The organism is Streptomyces sp. DSM 106670, from assembly GCF_055792845.1.
Window position 1 is genome coordinate 3,363,902 of record NZ_CM147704.1, and the last position, 18,682, is coordinate 3,382,583.

Here is an 18,682-nt window from a genome sequence, read left to right on the forward strand (position 1 = left end):
GGAAGGGACGGAGCACGCGTAGCGGGTGCCGGACGGAGAGGAACTGCGATGGGACCGGGGCTGGGGTACTTCCTGCTGCCGGCGGGCGGCGCGCTGAGCCTGACCGGGGTCTTCACCGGCAACGGCACGCTGATCAGCCTGAGCTGGATCATGTGGGTGCTCGGGATCCTGCTGGTCCTGCGGAACCGTTCCCGCCGTCCGGCCGATCCGCGCGAGCTCGCGGCGGCGGCCGCGGCCGGGGACGCCCGGGCGGTACGGGGGCTGCGCACGCTCGCCCTGACCGCACGGGCGGAGGGGCGGCCCGACACGGCCGAGCGGCTGCTGCGGCAGGCGGCGAAGGCCGGCGACGTGGAGTCGATGTGGGAGCTGGGCCGCCTGGTCGAGCAGCGCGAGGGCCTGGCGGCGGCGGAGCCGTGGTTCCGGAAGGCGGCGGAGGGCGGGCACGCCGTGGCCAAGCGGCTGTTCCGGCCGGGCGGCGCACTGCACCCGGACGGGGCGGACCCCACACCGTAGGAACACCGTGGGGCCACGGCCGGCCCCGCCCCGCCGCTGCGTGCTGTGCAGCGCAGTGCTGCGCTGTGCACTGCTCCGTTACGCCAGTCCCAGCGCCGCCCTCGTCAGGAACGCGAGCCGGGCCGTCTTCTCCGGCTTCACGATCTCCGGACCCAGCTCAAAGCCGATCCGGACCATCCGGGCGAGGGCCTTCTCGTTGCGGGCGTCGGGCTCGACGACGACCCGCAGATGGGCCGGTTCGCTGAAGACGAAGCCGATGAACGCGGTGAGGAGCGCGTCCGTGTACCCCTTCACCGCGCCCTCGCCCTCGGCGGGCGCGATCAGCAGGTGGATGCCGACATCGCCGGGCTGTACGTCGTAGCACTCGCCGACCGGGTCGGCGTCCGGCTCGTACGTCTGGAAGAGCGCGGCCGGAACCCCGTCGCGCAGGGCGAGGTAGGCGTGGTGGGTGGGGAGCGAGTCGACGAACTCGTAGATCTCCCGCACCTGTTCGCGGGTGTGGTCGCCCATGCCCCAGAAGCGGGCCCGCTCCTCGGTGACCCAGCCGTGCAGCAGACCGGCATCGGCCGCCGGGGCGACCGGGACCAGCCGGACCGTTCCGAAGCCCTCGACCTTCTGTTCGTGAACGGCGGCACGGAGGGCGGGGGCGACGGGTTCGTCAGTGGTCACGGCGGGGTTCTCCTCGGGATGGTGCGTCGTGCGGTGCAGCAGGTTCCAGTCGGTGACCACCGGGGCGAACGCGCCCCGGGCCCACAGGGGCGTCTGGTCGCGGTGGTGGGCGGATCCGGGGACTCCGGACGCGCCGAACGGGACCACCCAGCGGCTGTCCTCGCGGCGGGCCAGGTCCCAGACGTAACGGGCGGCCGGGCCCCGGGCGAACAGGTCGGTGACGCCCGGGACGCTGGAGGTGGACAGCACACAGTCGTGGTCGCCCGCGAGCCCCGGCCGGATCCCGTCCGCGCCGGAGCCGCCGGGCCCGTCGGGCGTGCGGTCCGGCAGCGCCTGCCAGGGCGACAGCCGGTGCAGCTCGCCCCACGGGCCCGGCGGCGTCTCATCGGCCGCCGCCGCGACCGCCTCGGCCGAGGCCGCGACCAGCGCCAACCGGTCCTCGTACGGCAGGAATCCGGCCGAGAGCAGGCTCTCCAGGGCGTAGCCGATCCGGGGCACGGCGGCGAGCCAGGGGCGGAAGAGCGCCGGGTACGCGGTCGAGCGCCAGGGGTCGTCCGCGCCCGTGACGCCCTTCAGGGCCGGGTGGCCGGCCAGCCGGTGGACGACGTCGGTGCGCAGGCGGGCGTAGAGGGTCGCGTCGGTGCTGTCGGCGTCCATGTGGCGGTCCCAGCGCAGCAGCCGGTCCCGGAGGCGGTCGGCGGCCGGTCCGAGGTCGGGGGCCCAGGCCAGCAGGGAGAGCAGCGGGCGGGAGGAGGCGAGGCGGGTGTCGGTGTGGACGTCGGCCTGGGCGTCCGGGGTCCAGTCGGTGTCCGCGCCGAGCAACTCCCGTATCCGGCGGGCCCGGTGCGGGGGCGCGAACTCGACGCCGAGCGGGGCGGCGAGGCCGCGCTCGTTGGCCATGACGGCGATCCCGTCGGAGCCGTCCACGTCGGTACGGGGCAGGGGGACGGCCTCGCCCTCGCGCCAGACGTACGCGGGGTCCTCGGCCGGGACGACCCGCAGCCGGTTGACGTAGGGGCGCACCGGGACGTGTCCGGCGACCCGGTGCAGGGTGCCGCCGGCGGTGTCGGCGGCCAGGACCACGTTGACGGGCTCGGCCCAGCGGTCGAGGGCGGTGTCGAGGTCGGCGACCGTACGGGCCCGGAGCAGCGCGGGCAGCACGTCGAAGCCGAGCTCGCCGGTGACGCGGGGCGGATAGCGGAGGCTGATGAAGGTGTCACCGGCGGGCTCACCGGGCTCGGGGCAAGCGCTGTCGGCGGGCTCCCCGGCCCGAGGGCTGGCACCTTCCGCAGGCTCACCGGACCGGGGGTGGGCACCTTCCGCGGGCTCACCGTCCTGGGAACGGGCGCCGTCGGCGGGCTCCCCGCTCCCGGAACGGGTGCCGTCGGCAGGCCCCCCGGCCCCGGGATCGCTTCCGATGATCACCGGCCCCCGGTCCGTCTCGATCACCTCGACCGGCTCCGGGTCCGCGCCCGCCACCTCGATCGTCTCGGTGTGGGCGTGGGCGCGGTACCAGCCGTCCGGGCCGAGCGCCTCGACCCCGCCGTCCGGGGTGCGGCGCAGCTGCTCCCGGTAGAGGTCCTGGTAGTCGGCCATGGCGTTGGTGATCGCCCAGGCGACATGGCCGGTGTGCCCGAAGTGGGCGATGCCGGGGATGCCCGGGACCGCGAGGCCGACGACGTCGAACTCGGGGCAGGCGAGGCGGATCTGCTGGTAGACGCCGGGGTCCTCGATGAAGCGGTGCGGGTCGCCCGCGACGATCGGGGCTCCGGTGGCGGTGCGGGCGCCGGTGAGCAGCCAGCCGTTGCTGCCGGCGGTGCCGGGGCCGTCGGTGGCGAAGAGGGTCGTACGGTCCTCGCCGAGCCGGCGGGCGACCTCCTCGCGCCAGAGTTTGGTCGGGAACCCCGCGAACAGGATGTGCGTGGAGAGCCAGACGCCGAGCGGGGTCCAGGGCTCCCAGCGGCCGGGGGCCAGGCCCACCGCGGCGAACTCGGGTGCGTGGGAGGCCCCTTCGGCGAGGCCTTCGTTGACGCCGTCGACGTACGCCCGGACCCAGGCGGCGGTCTCCGGCGCGAGGCGGTCGTAACAGCGGCGGGCGGTGTCGGCGATCCGGGCCCGCCGGACGAACCGGTCCCAGTCGACGGCTTCCGCACCGAGGTGGGACGCGGAGGTGCCGAGCACCCGGTGCCGCTCGGTCTCCAGTTGCCAGGCCCGGTCGAGGGCGGTGACATGCCCCTGGGCGCGGGCCAGCGCGAGGGCGTCGGCGGCCCGCAGGTGTGGGATCCCCCAGTCGTCGCGGAACACCTCGAAGGCGTCACCCGCCCCCCGGCCAGGTCTCTCACCGGCCCGCGCACCCAGCCCCTCACCGGGTCCCCCGCTGGATCTCTCGCCGGATCTCTCACCGGGTATCCCGCTGGATCTCTCGCCCGGTCTCTCGCTGTCGACGTCGGAGGTCATCGCCTGCCCATCCCCACTTCCGGTGCTTTTCAGCCACTCCCCAGCCCCCGAAATTTAGGTTAGCCTAACCAAAGTGACCCTTTGGGCAGTGGGCCGGGGCACCGGGGCGAGGCAGGAGACACCGTGGGGCATGGCTGGGAAGGCGTCGTTCTCAAACTGTTCCGGGGGCGCGATTTCACGTTCACGGTGACCGGCGTGGAGCAGGTGACGGACCGCTTCCGCCGGGTGCACGTGACCGACGGCGGGCTGCTCGCCGCGACCGGCGGGGCCCATCCGACGATGTGGGTGCGGCTGTGGTTCGAGAAGGACGGCAAACCGCATCAGCGCGCCTACACCCTGGTCGACCCGGACCCCGAGGCCGGCACCTTCAGCCTGGAGTTCGCCCTGCACGAAGGGGCCGCGTGCACCTGGGCGCGGGAGGCGAAGGCCGGCGACACGATCGACGCGACGCTCCAGGGCACCGGCTTCACGCTGCCCGACCCGGCGCCCTCGCGGCTCTTCGTGATCGGTGACGCGGCGGCGCTGCCCGCGATCAACTCCCTGCTGGACGCGATCCCGTCGACCCCGGCGACGATCTGGTTCGAGACCGCGCACGAGGAGGACCGGAAACTGCCGTTCCGCCTCGACGAGGCCCACCACACCCTGCACCACGTGGAGCGCCGCGAGGCGGGCGGACAGCTCGTCACCGAGGTGAAGGCGGCCCTGCCGGCACTGCTGGGCGACGACCACTCCGACGCGTACGTCTGGGTCGCCTGCGACACCTCGACCACCCGGACCCTGTCGGCGTACCTCCGCAAAGAGCTGGGCCTGCCCAAGGACCGCGTGAACGCGCTGGGCTACTGGCGGCCGTAGCGCCTGACGGCACCACCCACGAAGGGCCCCGGCACCCGCCGGGGCCCTTACGCGTCCCCGGACCGCGCCGACCTGCGCAGCAACACCCCGCCGATCCCCACCAGGCTCGGGAACCCACTCTTCGGCATGGCCACCGTGCCCACGACACCGACGGCGGCCAGGGCGACACCGGCCACGCGCTGGGCCGGGATGTCGTCGTGCTCCTCCGCCGACCGCAGCAGCCGGCCGCCCAGCCAGAGGGTGGGGGCGGCGGCCATGAACCAGAAGGCGGCGGCGCGATCACCCCGGTCGGGCACGGAGCCAACGACGGGCCCGCGGCCGATGTCGGCGAACACATCGCGGTAGATCACCGCACCGATGGCGCCATGGGCGACACCGACCACCTGGAGCAGGCGTCCCGCAGAAGTACGCGTCATGGCCTCAGCGTACGAGTTCCCGCACGGCCCGACGCGGCTTCCGCCGAGCCCCGGCCCACGCCCCCTGACGCAGAATTCCCTCCGCGAGTTCCGTGACATTAACCTCCGCATACGATTCATTCCTGCCCCGGCCGGAAAAGGATGGCGAACGGAATCCCGGAAAAGCGGAAACTCATCGCCCGATCGGCGAACCGGCAACGCCTTTGACCTTCCGTCACCCCTCCACGCCGCAGGCGAATGTCGTTCACATGGAAAGCAAATTGGGGGCAAAACGGAATTACGGACCTCTCCTCGGGAGGATCCGGGGCCCCGGGCCATGGTGGCGCACTCGTCGGAGTCGGTGCGAGACTCGACGGACCGGGCCTGCGCACCATTCGCCCGCCCGTCTCCGTGAACGTTCGTGGCAACGGCCCGGAATTCCCGTCGGAACAACAGGAGCAAGTCAATGAGAGAAGCGAATCGATGACCGGAATCGGACTCGCGGGTATGCCCATGCCGGAGTGGAAGATCCGAACGGGCACGGGCAAGGAGTACATCTTCGACAGCCTGGAAGAGGCCGCCGAAGCGCTCCCGGGCTACGGAGAAGGGGCCACGGTCTGGCGACGGGACGTCTACCGGGCCACGCCCTTCGTGACCGGAACCCAGCGCCCGTGGAGGCAGGTCGCGGTGCCGGGGCGGACGGAGCCCGGGGAGACGCCGGAGGAAGCGGGCTAGGGCCTGTCGTCGAACTGCCGGCAGGCCCTGGCAGCCGACGGCCTCAGTCCTGAACCACCAACGCCGGGGTCTCCTTCGTCAGGACCTCGCCCCGGAAGAACGCCGGGCTGCGGCGTTCCATCGCGATCATCAGGACCACGCCGAGGAGCAGCAGGCCCACCCCGATGACGAACACCGAGCCGACGCCGAACACCGAGGAGCCGGAGCCGTACGCCGGGTCCCACATGTCGTAGAGGGTCTTGGCGAAGACGGCGGCGAGCAGGATGCCGCCGACGACCGGGAAGAGGCCCTTGAAGACCAGGTCGCGGGCGGAGCGGGTCAGTTCGGCGCGGAAGTACCAGGCGCAGGCGAAGGCGGTCAGCGCGTAGTAGAAGCAGATCATGAGGCCGAGCGCGTAGATGGTGTCGACCAGGACGTGCTCGCTGACCAGGGTCATCACGGTGTAGAAGACGCCGGTGCCGATGCCGGCCGTGATCGTGGCCCGGCCGGGCGTCTTGAAGCGGGGGTGGACCTTGGCGTACGAGGCAGGCATCGCCTCGTACGCGGACATCGCGAGCACCGTGCGGGCGACCGGGATGAACGTGGTCTGGAGGCTGGCGGCGGCCGAGGCGAGGACCGCGAGGAAGAGCAGGACGCCGAGGCCGGGGCCCATCACCGGTCCGGCGAGGGCGGCGAAGACGTTGTCGGAGGTGTCCGGGTTGGCGAGGCCGAGCCCGGAGGTGCCGGAACCGACGGCCATCTGGGCGGCGATGCCGGTGGCGAGGTAGGAGCCGACCAGGACGACCATCGCGATGAGGGCCGCGCGGCCGGGGGTCTTCTCGCTGCCGGTGGTCTCCTCGTTGGCGGTCAGACAGGCGTCCCAGCCCCAGAACATGAAGATGGAGAGGGAGAGTCCGGCGGTGAAGGCGGCGAAGGACTGGACGGCGAAGGGGTTCAGCCAGGACCAGGAGAAGTCGAGCGAGGACGCGAAGTCCGGGCCGCCGCTGCCCGCCTTGCTCAGGGCCATCGTCACGAACAGGGCGAGGACGACCAACTGGAGTCCGACCAGGGCGTACTGGATGCCCTTGGTGGCGGTCATGCCCCGGTAGCTGATCGCGGTGGCGACGGCGATGAGGGCGAGGCAGGTGATGATGTGGACGGGCTTGCTGTCGTCCAGGGCGGCGACCGAAGCGCTGCCGGTGATCTCGCCCGCCAGCAGCCAGAAGTACGAGGTGGCGACGCCCGCCAGGTTGGACAGCACGATGATCGTCGCGATGACGAGGCCCCAGCCGCACATCCAGCCGACGCGCGGGCCGAAAGCCTTCACCGTCCAGGTGAAGGAGGTGCCGCAGTCGGGCATCGCCTTGTTCAGCTCGCGGTAGGCGAAGGCCACGAGCAGCATCGGCAGGAACCCGGCCAGGAAGACGGCGGGCATCTGTACGCCGACCTCGCCGGCGGTGGAGCCGAGGGTGGAGGTCAGGCAGTAGACGGGGGCGACGGTGGAGACGCCGATGACGGCACTGCCCATGAGTCCGACGGAGTTCCCGCCGAGCCCCTTGCTCCGTACACCGCCGTCACCGCCGTCACCGCCGTCGGCCGGGGCGCTTCCCCGTACCGTGTCTCCGGCCCGTGGCCGCGCGTCCAGCTGAGTCATGAGAAGGACGCTATGCGCTGCGATATCCATATCCGGAGGATGAGACTCCCGTGTCTCACCCTTGGATATGCCAGCCATTCCTCCATGAACGCTGCATCAATTCAAGGTCACGCTGACGTGAAACCTTGCAATGCATGCCACTCGACCGAGCGCGACGACGTACGGTAATCGCAGCACTGTCCGTTTTGCGTAGGTTCAAAATTTTCCCGTGGCGCTCGGGCCACGGCCTCGCGGCGTCTCAGCCGGGCCAGACGATCGCCTGCGTCTCGCTGTAGGCGTGCAGCGCGTACGAGCCCACGTCCCGCCCCACCCCGCTCTTCTTGAACCCGCCGAACGGGGCCTCCATGTTCCGCCCGACCGTGTTGACGCCGACCCCGCCCGCCCGCAGCCGGCGGGCGATCCGGAAGGCGCGGGCCACATCGCCGGACCACACGTAGTCGATGAGGCCGTAGTCGCTGTCGTCGGCCAGCGCGACGGCCTCCTCCTCGTCGTTGAACGGGACGACCACGACGACCGGGCCGAAGATCTCCTCGCGCACGACCCGCATGTCCCGCGTGCAGTCGGCCAGGAGGGTCGGGGCCACATAGAAGCCCCGGTCGGGACGGGCGGGGCGGACGCCGCCGGTGACGACCCGTGCGCCCTCCTTCCGGCCCAGTTCCACATACGCCTCGACGCGGTCCCGGTGGGCGGCGGAGATGACGGGGCCGACGACCGTGGCCCGGTCGGCGGGGTCCCCGACGGTGAGTGCGTTCGCGTACGCGGCGAGCGCGGCGATCAGCTCGTCCTGGCGGGACCGATGGACCAGGACGCGGGTCGGAGCCGTACAGATCTGTCCGCTGTAGAAGGAGAAGGTCGTGCCGATGCCCGCGACCGCGGAGTCCAGATCCGCGTCTTCGAGGACGATCGCCGCCCCCTTGCCGCCCAGCTCCATCAGCTGCCGCTTCATGCCGCGCCCGCACACCTCCGCGATGCGCTGCCCGACCGCGGTGGAGCCGGTGAAGCTGACCATGTCGACGTCCGGCGAGTCGACGGCGGCCTCACCGGACGGTGCGCCCGACCCGGTGACCACGTTCACCACGCCCGGCGGAGCGCCCGCCTCCGCGAGGGCGGCGGCCATCCGGTAGACGGAGAGCGGGTCCTGCGGGGCGGGCTTCACCACGACCGTGTTGCCCATCGCCAGCGCGGGCGCGACCTTGCCCGCCGGGTTGGCCCAGGGGTTGTTGTACGAGGTGATGCAGGTGACCACGCCGACCGGCCGGCGGACGGCCAGCGCCCCGAAGACCCCGGCCCGCCCCATCGGCCCGGCCTCGTTGATCTGCGGCGCGACGGCCTCCTCGACCGGCTCCAGCGCGCCCTTCGCGTACCGCCGGAAGCGGGCGATGCCCACCCCCACCTGCATTCCCCGGGCGGTGGAGGCGGTGGCTCCGCTCTCCCGCCGGGCGATCTCGGCGTGGGCGAGGAAGTCGCGCTGGATGATGTCCGCCGTACGGTCCAGGATCGCGGCGCGCTCCTCGGGCCGGGTCCGCGACCAGGCCGGGAAGGCCGCTCTCGCCGCCGCCGCGGCCTCGTACACCTGGGCCCGGCTCGCCTCGGGGGCGAGGCCGACGACCTCCTCGGTGGCGGGGTCGATGACCTCGTAGTGCCCGTCGGCGGGTTCGGTCCACTCGCCGCCGATGAACAGCTTCGCGGGTCGGTCGGGGCTCACGCCGTACTCACCGTCCGGGTGTCACGGCCCGAGCGCAGCACCGTCCCCGGCACCGCCCCCGTCACCTTGTCGTCGCGCAGGGTCTCGACGCCGTTGACGCGTACGGAGACGATCCCGATGGCCTTGGAGTCCAGGCGCGGGCTGTCTGCGGGCAGGTCGTGGACGAGCGTGGCGGGTCCGGCGTCGATCCGCCCGGGGTCGAAGAGGACGAGGTCGGCGTGGAAGCCCTCCTCGATCCGGCCGCGTTCGCGCAGCCCGAAGAGCCGGGCGGGGTCGTCGGTGAGCATCTTGACGGCGGCGGTGAGCGGGACGAGTTTCCGCCCGCGCAGACAGTCGCCGAGGAAGCGGGTGGTGTACGGGGCCCCGCACATCCGGTCCAGGTGCGCGCCCGCGTCGGAGCCGCCGAGCATGACGTCCTCGTGTTCCCAGGTGCGCTGCCGCAGCGCCCAGGAGTCCGGGTCGTTGTCGGTGGGCATCGGCCACAGCACCGTACGCAGGTCGTCGGCGGCGCAGATCTCGACCAGGCAGTGGAAGGCGTCCTGGCCGCGTTCGGCCGCGATGTCGTCGACGACCCGCCCGCTGAGCCCTTCGTTGGCGGCGCTGTAGGTGTCCCCGATGACGTACCGGCCGAAGTTGGCGAGCCGCCGGAAGACGCCGGCCTCCTTGCTGTCGGCGCGGCGCAGCATCTCGGCGCGGGTGGCGGGGTCCCGGAGCCGTTCGATCCGCTCGGGGACGGGCAGGGCCAGGATCTCGCCCCAGCCGGGGATGAGGTTGAGGGCGCAGAAGGTGCCGAGCGACATGTTCATGGGGGTGAGGATCGGCATCGTGAGGGCGACGATCCGGCCCCCGGCCGCGCGGGCGCGTTCGCTCGGTATCAGCTGGCGCGGTACGCGTTCGGGGACGGCGGCGTCGATGGTGAGGACGTTCCAGTTGAGCGGGCGTCCGGCGGCGGCCGTCATGTCGACGAAGAGGTCGATCTCCTCGTCGGAGAACTGGTCCAGGCACCCGGCGACGATCGCCTCCAGCTGTGTCCCCTCGTGCTCGCCGACCGCCCGGGAGAGGGCGAGCAGCTCCTCGGGGAGGGCGTGCCGGGAGGCGACGGGCTCGCCGTCGCCGTCGGAGTGGGTGGCGGACTGGGTGGTGGAGAGCCCCCAGGCGCCCGCGTCCATGGCGTCGTGGAAGAGGGCGAGCATGGCGTCCATCTGCGCGGGGGTCGGCTGCCCGCCGACCGCGTCCGCGCCCATCACGTGCCGGCGCAGGGCGCAGTGCCCGACCATGAACCCGGCGTTGACGGCGATGCGCCCGTCCAGGGCGTCGAGATACTCGCGGAAGGTGGACCAGGTCCAGTCGACGCCCTCCTCCAGGGCTTTGAGGGCCATGCCCTCCACCCGCGACATCATCCGCCGGGTGTAGTCGGCGTCCTCGGGCCGGTCGGGGTGGAGCGGGGCGAGGGTGAACCCGCAGTTGCCGCCCGCGACGGTGGTGACGCCGTGGTTCATGGAGGGGGTGGCGTAGGGGTCCCAGAACAGCTGGGCGTCGTAGTGGGTGTGCGGGTCGACGAACCCGGGGGCGAGGACGAGCCCGTCGGCGTCCTCGCGGGTGACGGCCTCTTCGGTGATCGTCCCCGGCTCGGCGATGACGGCGATACGGCCGTCGCGGATGCCGACGTCGGCGGTGTACGCGGGTCCGCCGGTGCCGTCCACGACGGTCGCGCGGCGGATGAGGTGGTCGAGCATGACGGTTCCCTTCTGGGGGTTCCTTCTTCGGCTCGGTCGGGACAGCCGGGGTACGCACGCTTGGGCCGCGGTACGTACCCCGGCTCATCGGGGCGACGGTCCGGGAAGACGCCGCCCGGTCCACCGGTGGGGACTCCGCCCCCCACACCCCCGCTCCTCAATCGCCGGAGGGGCTTGACCACTCAGCCCCTCCGGCGATTGAGGAGCGGGGTCCGGGGCAGCGCCCCGAAATCAGTTGGCGGCGGCCCGGAACCGCGAGGTCCGGTGCACGGGATCCGTATCGATCTGCGGAATCACGTGCTCCCCGATCAACCGGATCGTGTTCATCGTGTCCTCGGGACTGATCCCGATCGGCAGCCCGAAGCTCAGCTGATCCGCCCCCGCCCGATCCCACCGCCGGCACTGCTTCAGCACCTCGTCCGGGTCACCGCAGATCATCAGCTCCTCCGCGATGAGCAGTTCGACGATCTCCTCGGTGTACTCCGGCAGCAGCTGCGGCCACTCCGGAATCCCCTCCGGCCGCGGAAACGTGTCGTGGTAGCGGAACAGCAGCGACTGCAGATAGTTCAGCCCGCCGCCCACCGCGATCTCCACCGCCTTGGCATGCGTCTCGGCGCAGATCGCCGTGGACGTCACCATCACGTTGTCGTTGACGAACGCCCCCACCGGCTCCGCGTCCTTGACCGCGTTCTTGTAGGACTCGACGACCCACTCCATGTCGGAGACCTTCTGCACGCTGAAGCCCAGCACGCCGAGCCCCTTCCTGCCCGCCATGGCGTACGAGGACGGCGACCCGGCCGCGTACCACATGGCCGGGTGCGCACCCCCGTACGGCTTCGGCAGGATCTTGCGCGGCGGGAGCGACCAGTGCTTGCCCTGGAAGCCCACGTACTCGTCCTGGAGCCACATCTTGGGGAACTCGGCGATCGTCTCCTCCCACAGCTCCTTCGTGTGGTTCATGTCGGTGATGCCCGGCATGAACCCGAGGATCTCGTGGCTGCCCGCCCCGCGCCCGGTGCCGAACTCGAAGCGCCCTTCGGAGAGATGGTCGAGCATCGCGACCTTCTCGGCGACCTTCACCGGGTGGTTGACCGGCGCGAGCGGGTTGAAGATGCCGGAGCCGAGGTGGATGCGCTCGGTGGCGTGCGCGAGATAGCCGAGGTAGACGTCGTTGGCGGAGAGGTGCGAGTACTCCTCCAGGAAGTGGTGCTCGGAGGCCCAGGCGTACTTGAAGCCGGACTTGTCCGCCTGGATGACGTACTCGGTCTCCTCGATCAGCGCCTTGTGCTCTGCCTCGGGGTCCACCTTGGCACGCGCGGCGGGCACGTACCCCTGAACAAAGAGCCCGAATTCCACGGAGGTTCACCGTCCTCAAGTTTTCCCGACGACTTATCTGACGATCCGTCAGATAGCGATGCGACCGACTGTTCCACCACGGCCAGACCCCGTCAATACCTGACACCCAGTCAGGCGGGCTGCTTCAGAAGGGGCTGACCCCCGCCAGCCACCCCCCGTCCACGACGAACGGCTGCCCGGTGATGTACGAGGAGTCCTGCGAGGTCAGGAACAGCACCAGCGCGGCGACCTCCTCGGGGCGGCCGATCCGCCCCATCGGCACGAGCTTGCGGTAGTACGCGTCCAGCGCGGCGCTCGACGTCGTCAGGTCGGCGTCCGGGTCCAGCAGGGCCGGGTTGCTCATCGCGGTGTCGACGGCCCCCGGACAGACGGCGTTGACCCGGATCCCCTTCGCCGCCAGCTCCATGGCGGCGACCTTGGTGAGCCCCAGGACCGCGTGCTTGGTCGCGGCGTACGCGCCGACCAGCGGCATGCCGGTCAGTCCGGTGTACGAGGACGTGTTGACGATCGTCCCGCCGCCCGCGGCCTCGATCTCCGGCGCGGCGGCCCGGATCCCGAGGAACGCGCCCGTCATATTGACCCGCACCACCTGCTCGAACTCCGCCAGTGGGGTGTTGACCAGCTCGTTGAAGCGCAGGATGCCCGCGTTGTTGACCAGCCCGTCGATCTTCCCGAAAGCGTCCTTGGTCACGGCGACGGCGGCGGCCCAGTCCTCCTCGCTCCCGACGTCCAGCCGTACGAACCGGGCGACGTCCGCCCCCTGCTCCTCCCTCAACTCCTTCGCCAGCGCCTCGCCTTGCTCGACCAGCACATCCGCGACGACGACCCGCGCACCCTCGGCCGCGAAGAGCCGCGCCTCCTGCTCGCCCTGCCCGCGCGCCGCCCCGGTGACGACGACGACCCGCCCGTCCAGCTTGCCCATGAGGCTCTCCCCTACCTGTCGAGATGAGGGGCCACGTCCGCACCGAACGCCGCCATCTGATCGGTCAGTTCGTCCACGCTCCGGCTCCGGAAGCGGACCTGGATCTGGTGCACGCCGATCGCCGCGTACTCCCGCAACGACTCGGCCAGCTCCTCCGGCTTCCCTTTGAGCGTCCGCCGCCCCACGGACCACGCCGGCTCGCCCACGTACAGCGGCTCGGCGATCGCACCGATGACGATCGGCGCACCGACCCCCGCCTCCTCCCGCAGGGCGTGCACCCGGGCGATCTGCGCGGGCAGCCGGTCCCGGGGATCGCCCTGCGGCAGCCACCCGTCGCCGCGTACGGCCGCCCGGCGCACGGCGGCGGGCGAGGAGCCGCCCACCCAGACCGGCACCCGTTCCTGGGCGGGCCGGGGCAGCTGCCCGAGCCCGCTGAACGAGAACCGCTCCCCCGCGAACTCCGGGTACTCCTCGGGCCCGAGCGCGGCCCGCAGCGCGTCGATGCTCTCGTCGAGGACGCCCCCGCGCCCGTCGAAGTCCGCCCCGACCGCCTCGAACTCCTCCCGTACGTGCCCGGCCCCGACCCCGAGGATCAGCCGGCCGCCGCTGAGGTGGTCGAGGGTGGCGTACTGCTTGGCGGTGACGAGCGGATGGCGCAGCCCGACCACGGCGACATGGCTCATCAGCAGCACGCGCTCGGTGACCCCGGCGAGGAAGGAGAGCGTGGCGACGGGGTCGTACCAGACGGTGCTCATGCCCTCCGCCAGCCGTCGCGGGATGGCGACATGGTCGCAGCCGGCGATGTAGGCGAAGCCGCCCCGATCGGCGGCGCGGGCTATGCGGACGAGATCGGCGGGGGTCGCCGCCGCCTCCCAGGGTTCCGCGTAGATGACGCTCTGCGACTGGACCGGCAGCTGCATCCCGTACGACAGCGGCCCGTTGGGCAGTATCGGCACGGCGGCCTCCTTCCCCTCCGGCCCGGAACGGTCCCGCCCCGGGCGACGGCCGCCATCGTCGTACCTGACGGGTCATCAGACAAGGGGCGGGGCGCACCCATGAGGACGCCGAGCCGGCACCACCGCATCATCGACCTCACCGGCCAAGCGCCCCCGACACCCCCTTTCACCAGGTGTTTTCGCGATCGCCAAGGCGGCGCGCGGCGCGAGAACACAAAGGCCGCACACCCCTTGCCCGAGCCGTGAACCCCCCTCTATGTTCGCCGAACAGGAACAGGGAAAGCGCTTTCTAGATGGCCGCGGAGAACCTCCCGGGGAAGGGATCGAGAGGGCGGGCACGGGAGCGCATTGCTTGACATGCACCTGACATCGAAGGCATCACGGATCACCCGAGAACACAGGGAGACGAACATGAGGCAACCCGTCACACGACGGCTGCAGGCGGCACTGGCCACCCTGGCCCTCGCCGCCGCCGCGGCCGGCGGCATCGTCCTGACGGCGCCCGAGGCGTCGGCCGCGGCCGGCAGCGCCACGGGCTACGCCACCCAGAACGGCGGAACCACCGGCGGCGCCGGCGGACAGACGGTGCGGGCCACCACCGGCACCGCGATCCACGCGGCCCTGTGCGGCCGCGCCGCCGCCGGTACGCCGATCGTCATCGAGGTCGAAGGCACCATCAACCACGGCAACACCAGCAAGGTGTCCGGCAGCAGCTGCAACACGGCCGACGGCGTGATCGAGCTGAAGCAGATCAGCAACGTCACGATCGTGGGCGTCGGCGGCGGCGCCGTCTTCGACCAGATCGGCATCCACATACGCGAGTCCAGCAACATCATCATCCAGAACGTGACCGTCAAGAACGTCAAGAAGTCGGGGTCCCCCACCTCCAACGGCGGTGACGCCATCGGCATGGAGTCCGGCGTCCGCAACGTCTGGGTCGATCACACGACCCTGGAGGCGTCGGGCGGCGAGTCCGAGGGATACGACGGCCTCTTCGACATGAAGGCCGACACCCGGTACGTGACCCTCTCCTACAGCATCCTGCGCAACTCGGGCCGCGGCGGTCTGGTGGGCTCCAGCGAGAGCGACGTCTCCAACGGGTTCGTCACGTACCACCACAACCTGTACGAGAACATCGACTCCCGCGCACCCCTGCTGCGGGGCGGCGTCGGCCACATGTTCAACAACCACTACGTGCGGCTCAACTCGTCCGGGATCAACTCCCGGGCCGGCGCCCGCGCCAAGGTGGAGAACAACTACTTCGAGGACTCCAAGGACGTCCTGGGCACCTTCTACACCGACGCCGCCGGCTACTGGCAGGCCGACGGCAACACGCTGGACAACGTGACCTGGTCGAGCCCCGGCAAGGACAACAACCCGGCCGGGCCCGACATGAGGTCCACCACCACCGTCAGCATCCCGTACGCCTACTCCCCCGACGCGGCCGGCTGTGTGCCGGACGTCGTGAGCCGTACGGCGGGCGCCGGCAAGGGCCTGAAGGTCTCGGACGGCAACTGCACCGCCCAGCCGCCGACCGAGCCCACACCCGGCCCCACCGACCCGACCCCCGGCCCCACCGACCCGACTCCGGGGCCCACCGACCCCACGCCGCCGGGCGGGGCCAACCTCAGCATCGGCGCCGGATCCGACGGATCGAGCAAGGCCTCCGGGACCAGCTTCGGCCATCTGCGGGACGGTGACCTCACCACCTACTGGTCGCCCGCCGGTTCGACCGGTCACGCCTCGATCAAGTGGGACTCCGCCACCGCCGTGTCCTCGGTCGTCATTCGGGAGGCGGCGGGATCCGCGGGCTCCATCCGGGCCTGGCGGCTCCTCGACGCCGACGCCGGAACCGTCCTGGCCTCCGGCGACGGAGCGGGGACCATCTCCTTCCCGCGCACCACCCTGCGCAAGATCACCTTCGAGATCGTCAGCTCGACCGGCTCCCCGAGGATCGCCGAGTACGAGACCTACGCCGGCTGACGGGTGCCGTCGCCCGGCGACCGGCCGTGCGACGCCCCACTCCGGCACCCCGTTCCCCGCGCACCGGCAAAGGCCCGCGCCCCCCGCTCGACGGGGGGTGCGGGCCCTGCTCGGTGCCGGGCGCACGGCGGCGGCGCGACGGATCATCCGAGCGGCCGCCAGTCGCCCAGCCAGCGGGCCGCTGTGTGGGCACGGGCCTCGGACGCGCTGAGCTGGGGCCGGTTCGCCGGGACGGTGATCCGGGCGCCGGGACCGGTGTTGCGGTGTTCCGCGAAGCGTTGTTCCTGCCACGGGTGGCCGGCGGACATGGTGGCGTACGGCGCGGACGCGTCGATGCCCGCGCCGAGACGGCTCTCGCGGACGGTGAGCATCGGGCGCGCGGTGGGGTCGGATGACGGCACCCAGGGACGCGCCAGCTTGTAGAACCCGTCGGGGGCCGTGCTGCTCACGCGGGAGCGCAGGACCAGAAAGCCGTGCGGGCCGGCCCCGGCGGTGCTGGGCGCGAAGACGAAGCCGTGGGGCGCGGCTGCCAGGTCGGGGCGGACGAGGCCGCGGAAGTGGCAGCGGTCGTAGACGGCGGAGGCCCGGCCGAAGACGAAGTCCACGTCGCCCTCCACGTAGCAGTCGCGGTAGTACTGCCGGGCGAACACGGCGAGGGAGGGCGAGTCGGCGTACAGCGTGTCCTGGTGGCCCAGGAACCGGCAGCCGTGGAACGCCGACCGGTCGCCCTGGACCTTGACCGCCACCGCCTGGGTGCCGGTGTACTCGGGGTTGTCGGAGCGCAGCCAGTCGTTGGCGAAGGTCAGATCGCGGGCGGTGAAGCCCTCCGCCCCGATCGTGACGGAGGCCGATCCGCTGGTGCCCAGCGTTCCGGTGCCGTCCGGCCGGGGCGTGCCCGCCGCGTTGCCGTACACCAGGACCGTGTCGCGAGCGTCGGAGCTGGCGCCGATCAGCGTGAGGTCGCGGTGGGCGGCGCCGACGACGACCGTGGCCCGGTGGACGCCGGCGGCGATCACGATGGTGCGGCCGGTTCCGGTGGCCGCGTCCACGGCGGACTGGACATCGGTGTGGTCGCCCCGGCCGTGCGCGTCGACGTACAGCGTGCGGGGGTCGTGGCGACGGGCCGGTGAGCCGTAGCGGCCGAAGGGGCGGGGGCCGGCGGCGGACCGGGCGAGGGCGGCCGGTGCGCCGAGGGCGAGCGTGGCGCCCGTGCCGGCGATCAGGGACAGGGCGGTGCGTCGGGTGGGCATGGCGGTACTCCTCCGGACGAACGGTGACGGGTAGCGGGCAATCGGTGTCCGGCCGCGGGTGAACCGCGAAGGGCCGGAGCCGCGAAGGGCCGGAGCCGCGAAGGGCCGGAGCGGCGCTCTCCGGGGTGATGGAAAGCATGCGGTGCCGCTCCGGCCGGTTCATCGGGGCTGCGCGCCGGTCAGCGGAGGCCGGACACCCTGCCCGCCCCGGCCTTGAGGCCGACCAGCACGGGGACGGCCCAGGGGTGGTGGACCGTCGTGCGCAGTTCGGGGGTCCAGCCCGCGCCCTCGGCGAGCTGCTCGCCGGGAACTCCCGCGTTGTGCACGGCGATCAGATCGGTCCTGCGTCCGTTGACGTAGTTGTTCTCCGCCGTGAGCGGGGCCTCCGACCACTTCTTCAGGACGGTGGCCCGGTCCACGTCGCCGGCGAGCGTGAACGCGTTGTGCTCGGCGACCAGGCGGGACTCGGCGCCGATGCCGTAGGAGTAGCCGTAGGAGCTTCCGCGCGTGGCGACGAAGTGGTTGTTGTACGAGTCGACCTGGCCGAAGCGGACGCGCGGAGCACGTTCCTTGACGTCCTTGAACAGGTTGTGGTGGAGCGTCACGCGGAGCTTGCCGCGGTCGGTCGCGCCGGCGCCGTCGCTGTTGCCGATGAGCATCGTCTTGTCGTGGTCCTTGAGGACGTTCCACGACACGGTGACCAGGTCGGCACCGCGCACGATGTCGAAGAGGCCGTCGTGCTGCTGGTACAACTGGCCGAAGTAACGCGGCTGTTCGGAGTCCGGCCGGTCGCCGTCGCTGAAGGTGTTGTGGTCGACCCAGACATTCCGGGAGCCGTACACGACGAGGTTGTCGTACTCCGAGTTCCAGGCGCCCTCACTGCCGTCCGTGGGGTCCCACTGGGGGAAGCAGTCGTAGGTGTCCTCGAACGAGATGTTGCGGACGATGACGTTGGAGACGTCCCGGACCTGGAGACTGGCGCCGATGATCTCGGGGTTCGCCCCGACCCCGATCAGGGTGGTGTTGGACGGGACCCGGACGTTCACGGCGGCCTGCTGGAGCTTCGCCGAGGCCACGCGGGCGTCCTCCAGCGGGCCCTCGGGAACCCGGTCGCTGCCCCACACAGCCGGGTCGTAGGCGGCGAGGTACTTCTCCAGGGTGTAGCCGTCGGTCTCGTACTGCTCGCAGCCGATCGGGGTGCCGTCGGCGTCGGAGTTGCCGTGGATGGTGCCGGCGACTCTGACGATCTTGGGCGCGTCGCCCGCCTCCTCGAAGGCGGCGACCAGCTCGGCCCGGTCGGTCACCGTGTAGACGTGCTCGGGTGCGGCGTCCGAGCCCCCCGTGGTGGAGCCTTCCGCGGCGGCCCAGCCGTCCCCGGCGGGCAGTACGGCGCGCTCGATCCCCGTGCCGTGCGGGCCCGGCCGGGGGGCGGCCTGGGCGGGGACGCTCAGCGCGAGGGCCAGCGAGGCGCAGCCCAGGGTGACGGCGACGGCCCGGGTGTGACGCGTGCGTGCGGGCAT

Annotated in this window: 14 protein-coding genes; 4 read left to right on the forward strand and 10 right to left on the reverse strand. The window is 71.9% G+C overall.

Annotated elements, in window-relative coordinates; translation table 11 throughout:
* Positions 1-48: 48 nt before the first annotated feature.
* Positions 49-513 carry an SEL1-like repeat protein gene (locus ACSMXR_RS14840; protein WP_218526031.1) on the forward strand — a complete coding sequence of 155 codons (465 nt, stop codon included), beginning with the start codon at positions 49-51 and terminating at the stop codon, positions 511-513.
* 78 nt (positions 514-591) lie between these two features.
* On the opposite strand, the gene ACSMXR_RS14845 is transcribed toward ACSMXR_RS14840, so the two are convergent.
* Positions 592-3,639, reverse strand: a complete 3,048-nt coding sequence (locus ACSMXR_RS14845) for a GNAT family N-acetyltransferase (protein ID WP_473172065.1) — start codon at positions 3,637-3,639, stop codon at positions 592-594.
* Positions 3,640-3,762: 123 nt separating this feature from the next.
* Here ACSMXR_RS14845 and ACSMXR_RS14850 point away from each other — a divergent pair, with 123 nt between their 5' ends.
* Positions 3,763-4,491, forward strand: coding sequence for a siderophore-interacting protein (locus ACSMXR_RS14850; RefSeq protein ID WP_137234122.1), 729 nt, complete (start codon positions 3,763-3,765; stop codon positions 4,489-4,491).
* A 47-nt stretch (positions 4,492-4,538) separates the two neighbouring features.
* Here the strand turns inward: ACSMXR_RS14850 and ACSMXR_RS14855 are convergent, their stop codons facing one another.
* Positions 4,539-4,907 carry a DUF6463 family protein gene (locus tag ACSMXR_RS14855; RefSeq protein WP_376188791.1) on the reverse strand — a complete coding sequence of 123 codons (369 nt, stop codon included), beginning with the start codon at positions 4,905-4,907 and terminating at the stop codon, positions 4,539-4,541.
* A 462-nt stretch (positions 4,908-5,369) separates the two neighbouring features.
* Between ACSMXR_RS14855 and ACSMXR_RS14860 the strand changes: the two genes are divergently transcribed.
* Positions 5,370-5,621: a hypothetical protein gene (locus ACSMXR_RS14860; RefSeq protein ID WP_137234124.1), complete on the forward strand. Its 252-nt coding sequence runs from the start codon at positions 5,370-5,372 to the stop codon at positions 5,619-5,621.
* 43 nt (positions 5,622-5,664) lie between these two features.
* Here the strand turns inward: ACSMXR_RS14860 and ACSMXR_RS14865 are convergent, their stop codons facing one another.
* From ACSMXR_RS14865 to ACSMXR_RS14890, 6 genes are all read right to left on the reverse strand, one after another.
* Positions 5,665-7,254 (reverse strand): APC family permease, encoded by a 1,590-nt coding sequence (locus tag ACSMXR_RS14865; RefSeq protein ID WP_473172066.1) that lies wholly within the window; start codon positions 7,252-7,254, stop codon positions 5,665-5,667.
* Positions 7,255-7,492: 238 nt separating this feature from the next.
* On the reverse strand, positions 7,493-8,959 hold the full coding sequence (locus ACSMXR_RS14870) for an aldehyde dehydrogenase family protein (protein ID WP_473172067.1): 1,467 nt from the start codon (positions 8,957-8,959) through the stop codon (positions 7,493-7,495).
* A complete protein-coding gene (locus ACSMXR_RS14875) occupies positions 8,956-10,695 on the reverse strand; it encodes an N-acyl-D-amino-acid deacylase family protein (RefSeq protein ID WP_473172068.1) in 1,740 nt (579 codons plus the stop codon). The genes ACSMXR_RS14870 and ACSMXR_RS14875 overlap by 4 nt, the downstream gene beginning before the upstream one ends.
* A gap of 231 nt (positions 10,696-10,926) precedes the next feature.
* Positions 10,927-12,051 (reverse strand): LLM class flavin-dependent oxidoreductase, encoded by a 1,125-nt coding sequence (locus ACSMXR_RS14880; RefSeq protein ID WP_137234128.1) that lies wholly within the window; start codon positions 12,049-12,051, stop codon positions 10,927-10,929.
* 124 nt (positions 12,052-12,175) lie between these two features.
* Positions 12,176-12,973, reverse strand: a complete 798-nt coding sequence (locus ACSMXR_RS14885) for an SDR family NAD(P)-dependent oxidoreductase (RefSeq protein ID WP_381910024.1) — start codon at positions 12,971-12,973, stop codon at positions 12,176-12,178.
* 11 nt (positions 12,974-12,984) lie between these two features.
* Complete coding sequence (locus ACSMXR_RS14890) at positions 12,985-13,929, reverse strand: LLM class F420-dependent oxidoreductase (RefSeq protein ID WP_473172069.1); 945 nt, start codon at positions 13,927-13,929, stop codon at positions 12,985-12,987.
* Positions 13,930-14,340: 411 nt separating this feature from the next.
* Between ACSMXR_RS14890 and ACSMXR_RS14895 the strand changes: the two genes are divergently transcribed.
* Complete coding sequence (locus tag ACSMXR_RS14895) at positions 14,341-15,912, forward strand: pectate lyase family protein (RefSeq protein ID WP_473172070.1); 1,572 nt, start codon at positions 14,341-14,343, stop codon at positions 15,910-15,912.
* Positions 15,913-16,055: 143 nt separating this feature from the next.
* On the opposite strand, the gene ACSMXR_RS14900 is transcribed toward ACSMXR_RS14895, so the two are convergent.
* Together ACSMXR_RS14900 and ACSMXR_RS14905 are read right to left on the reverse strand one after the other, a co-directional pair.
* Positions 16,056-17,162, reverse strand: coding sequence for a pectinesterase family protein (locus ACSMXR_RS14900; RefSeq protein ID WP_473172071.1), 1,107 nt, complete (start codon positions 17,160-17,162; stop codon positions 16,056-16,058).
* Between the two features lie 179 nt (positions 17,163-17,341).
* Positions 17,342-18,682 carry a pectate lyase family protein gene (locus ACSMXR_RS14905; protein WP_473172072.1) on the reverse strand — a complete coding sequence of 447 codons (1,341 nt, stop codon included), beginning with the start codon at positions 18,680-18,682 and terminating at the stop codon, positions 17,342-17,344.

Coding starts and splice junctions, on each gene's coding strand:
- ACSMXR_RS14860 (WP_137234124.1), top strand. CDS start 5,370: ATGACCGGAATCGGACTCGCGGGTATGCCCATGCCGGAGTGGAAGATC.
- ACSMXR_RS14900 (WP_473172071.1), bottom strand. CDS start 17,162: ATGCCCACCCGACGCACCGCCCTGTCCCTGATCGCCGGCACGGGCGCC.
- ACSMXR_RS14845 (WP_473172065.1), bottom strand. CDS start 3,639: ATGACCTCCGACGTCGACAGCGAGAGACCGGGCGAGAGATCCAGCGGG.
- ACSMXR_RS14885 (WP_381910024.1), bottom strand. CDS start 12,973: ATGGGCAAGCTGGACGGGCGGGTCGTCGTCGTCACCGGGGCGGCGCGC.
- ACSMXR_RS14895 (WP_473172070.1), top strand. CDS start 14,341: ATGAGGCAACCCGTCACACGACGGCTGCAGGCGGCACTGGCCACCCTG.
- ACSMXR_RS14840 (WP_218526031.1), top strand. CDS start 49: ATGGGACCGGGGCTGGGGTACTTCCTGCTGCCGGCGGGCGGCGCGCTG.
- ACSMXR_RS14865 (WP_473172066.1), bottom strand. CDS start 7,254: ATGACTCAGCTGGACGCGCGGCCACGGGCCGGAGACACGGTACGGGGA.
- ACSMXR_RS14905 (WP_473172072.1), bottom strand. CDS start 18,682: ATGCCCGCACGCACGCGTCACACCCGGGCCGTCGCCGTCACCCTGGGC.
- ACSMXR_RS14875 (WP_473172068.1), bottom strand. CDS start 10,695: ATGCTCGACCACCTCATCCGCCGCGCGACCGTCGTGGACGGCACCGGC.
- ACSMXR_RS14855 (WP_376188791.1), bottom strand. CDS start 4,907: ATGACGCGTACTTCTGCGGGACGCCTGCTCCAGGTGGTCGGTGTCGCC.